The following is a 3,095-nucleotide window of genomic DNA, read 5'->3' on the forward strand; positions in this document are numbered from 1 at the left end:
TCAGCACCAGCGGTTCTGGCTCGCCCCGCCCACCCGTCCCAACGGCCGCGGTGAGCAGCACGACCCGGCCGAGGCACAGCTCTGGGGCGCTATCGAGGCGGAAGATGTGGACGCCCTCACCAGCACGCTCCAGTTGGAGAAGAACAGCCCCGGCATCGACGCACTCCTGCCCGCCCTCCCCCTTCTCTCGGCCTGGCGGCGACGGCACCGGGAGCACGCCACCATCGGCTCGTGGCGCTACCGGGTCGCCTGGGAGCCGCTGCCCGACGCGGTGGCGACTCCGGCCCTCACCGGGACCTGGCTGCTGCTCGTGCCATCCGGCCTGGCCGGGCATCCGGTCGTCCAAGCCGCTGCCCAGGCACTCGATGCCCATGGTGCTGTGCGCGAGACGCTCACCATCGACACCGCTGCCGCCCGCGAGGCCCTTGCCCAGCAGCTCGCCGGTCTCATCGGCGTACGTACCGCACCCGCCGGTGTGCTGAGCCTTCTCGCCCTCGATGAGGGCCACCACCCGGATCATCCGGCCGTTCCCATCGGGCTGGCCGCCACCACGGCCCTCGTCCAGGCCCTGGACGAACTCGGGTGGCCCACGGCCCTGTGGTGCCTGACCCAGGGCGCCGTGGCGGCCTCCTCCACCGATGTGCTCCCTCATCCGTGCCAGGCGCAGATCTGGGGATTCGGCCGGGTCGCCGCGCTGGAATACCCCCGGCTCTGGGGTGGTTTGATCGATCTGCCCGACACGGTCGACGCCCGCGCTCCCGGCCGCATCGCGGGGTTGCTCGTGCCCGGGCAGCCCGAGGACCAGGTGGCGATCCGTTCGGCCGTCCTCGGGCGGCGCCTTGAGCACGCGCCGGCCACCGACGCTCTGGCGGTCCCCTGGCAGCCGAGCGGTACGACACTGATCACCGGCGGCACCGGCGGGCTCGGCGCCCACATCGCACGCTGGCTCGCCCGCAACGGCGCACCACACCTCCACCTCACCAGCCGCACCGGCCCCGACGCCCCCGGGGCCGACCAACTGACCCAAGAACTCACCGACCTCGGCACCACCGTCACCATCACCACCTGCGACGTCTCGAACCGGGACGCGTTGCACCGCCTCATCGAGGCCATCCCCGCCGAACACCCCCTCACCACCGTCATCCACACCGCCGGTATCGCGGAGAACACGCCACTCTCGGAGATCGATCTCCTCCACATCAACGAGGTCCTTCAACCCAAGGCGCTCGCCGCCGCTCATCTCCATGAGCTGACCAAGGACCACGACCTCAGCGCGTTCGTCCTCTTCTCCTCCGGCGCGGCCTCCTGGGGCGGCAGCCGTCAGGCCGCCTACGCCGCCGCCAACACCTACCTCGACGCCCTCGCCCAACACCGCCGCTCCCAAGGACTCCCCGCCACCAGCATCGCCTGGGCGCCCTGGAGCGACGCGGGCATGGCCGCCGACGTGGCCGTCGTCGACTACTACAACCGGCGCGGGATGAATCCGCTCGCCCCGGATCTCGCCGTCGCCTCGCTTCAGCACGCGCTCGACCATGGCGACATCACCGTCACCGTCGCGGACATCGACTGGCAGAAGTTCCCGACCAGTTTTACGGCGCAACGGCCGAGCCCCCTCCTCACCCGCCTCATGCCGACTCCGGAGCCCGACGCCGACGCCCCGGATTCGACGTCGGCTATCAGCTCGCTCCAGCAGCAACTGGCCGACAGCACGCCCGCTCAGCAGCATCAGCTCCTCCTCCACCACCTGCGGACGCACGCGGCCGCCATCCTCGGCCACCCCGGCACGGACGCCATTCCCCCCGCCCAGCCCTTCCAGGAGCTGGGGTTCGACTCCCTCACCGCCGTCGCATTCGGAAACCGGCTCACCGCCACCACCGGTATCGATCTGCCACCCACTCTCATCTTCGACCACCCCACGCCCAACCAGCTGGCTGACTTCCTGCGCGAGCGCCTCGTCGACGCGGAGGTGGCCTCCGAAGGGCGACTGCTGTCGGACCTCGACACATGGGATTCGGTATCGGAGCCGTCCGCGGTGGACGAGGCTGCGCGTCGCCGGATCACCGGCCGACTGCGGCTGCTGCTGGCCAAGTGGAGCGGTACGGAACAGGAAACGGACCGTTCCACGGCTCATGGCGAGCTTGAGACAGCAACGGCGGAAGACATTTTCGATCTCATCTCCGATGAGTTCGGAAAGTCGTGAGCCCGAAGACCTCCATCCTCCGCGCCGCGCCAAGGAGCTTGTGCCAGATGTCCAACGAAGAGAAGCTTCTCGATCACCTCAAGTGGGTCACGGCCGAATTGCGCCAGACCCGCCAGCGTCTGCGCGAGGTCGATTCCGCCGAGCCGGAGCCTGTCGCGATCGTGGGAATGGCGTGCCGCTATCCGGGCGGGGTGCGGTCGCCCGAGGACCTTTGGCAGCTGGTGGCGCGGGGTGATGACGCCGTCTCCGCGTTTCCGACGGACCGGGGCTGGGCGCTCGGCGAACTCTTCGATCCGGATCCCGAGCAGTACGGCACGTCCTATGTGGACCAGGGCGGATTCTGTTACGACGCGACCGAATTCGACGCCGCTTTCTTCGACATCAGCCCGCGCGAGGCGCTGGCCATGGACCCCCAGCAGCGGTTGCTCCTCGAAACGGCGTGGGAGGCGTTCGAGCGGGCGGGATTCCGTCGCGACACCTTGAACGGCAGCAACACCGGTGTGTTCGCCGGGATCGGTTCCCACGACTATCTGTCGGTCATCGGGAACATCACGAGCGAAGTGGAGGGCTACGTCGGGGCCGGAAACCTCGGCAGCGTGGTGTCGGGCCGGGTGGCGTACTCACTGGGTCTGGAAGGGCCCGCGGTCACGGTGGACACGGCGTGCTCGTCGTCGCTGGTGGCCATCCATCTGGCCTGTCAGGCGCTGCGCCACGGCGAATGCGACCTGGCGCTGGCCGGGGGCGTGGCGGTGATGGCCACTCCCGGGGCGTTCATCGAGTTCTCCCGGCAGCGCGGTATGGCCCCCGACGGCCGGTGCAAGCCCTTCGCGGCCGCCGCCGACGGCACCGGCTGGGGTGAGGGCGCCGGGCTCGTCGTACTGGAGCGCCTGGGTGA

The 3,095-nt window shown here is 69.9% G+C and carries 2 protein-coding genes; both read left to right on the forward strand.

What is annotated here, in order from left to right:
- The coding region (locus ASC60_RS38380) for an SDR family NAD(P)-dependent oxidoreductase (protein WP_159043428.1) at positions 1 to 2,200 on the forward strand (2,200 nt) is incomplete at its 5' end.
- Between the two features lie 47 nt (positions 2,201 to 2,247).
- Positions 2,248 to 3,095, forward strand: an 848-nt coding sequence (locus ASC60_RS38385; protein ID WP_199831187.1) for a beta-ketoacyl synthase N-terminal-like domain-containing protein, incomplete at its 3' end; no start/stop codon positions are given.

The organism is Streptomyces sp. NBRC 110028 (genome assembly GCF_001417735.1).
Classification (GTDB): domain Bacteria; phylum Actinomycetota; class Actinomycetes; order Streptomycetales; family Streptomycetaceae; genus Streptomyces.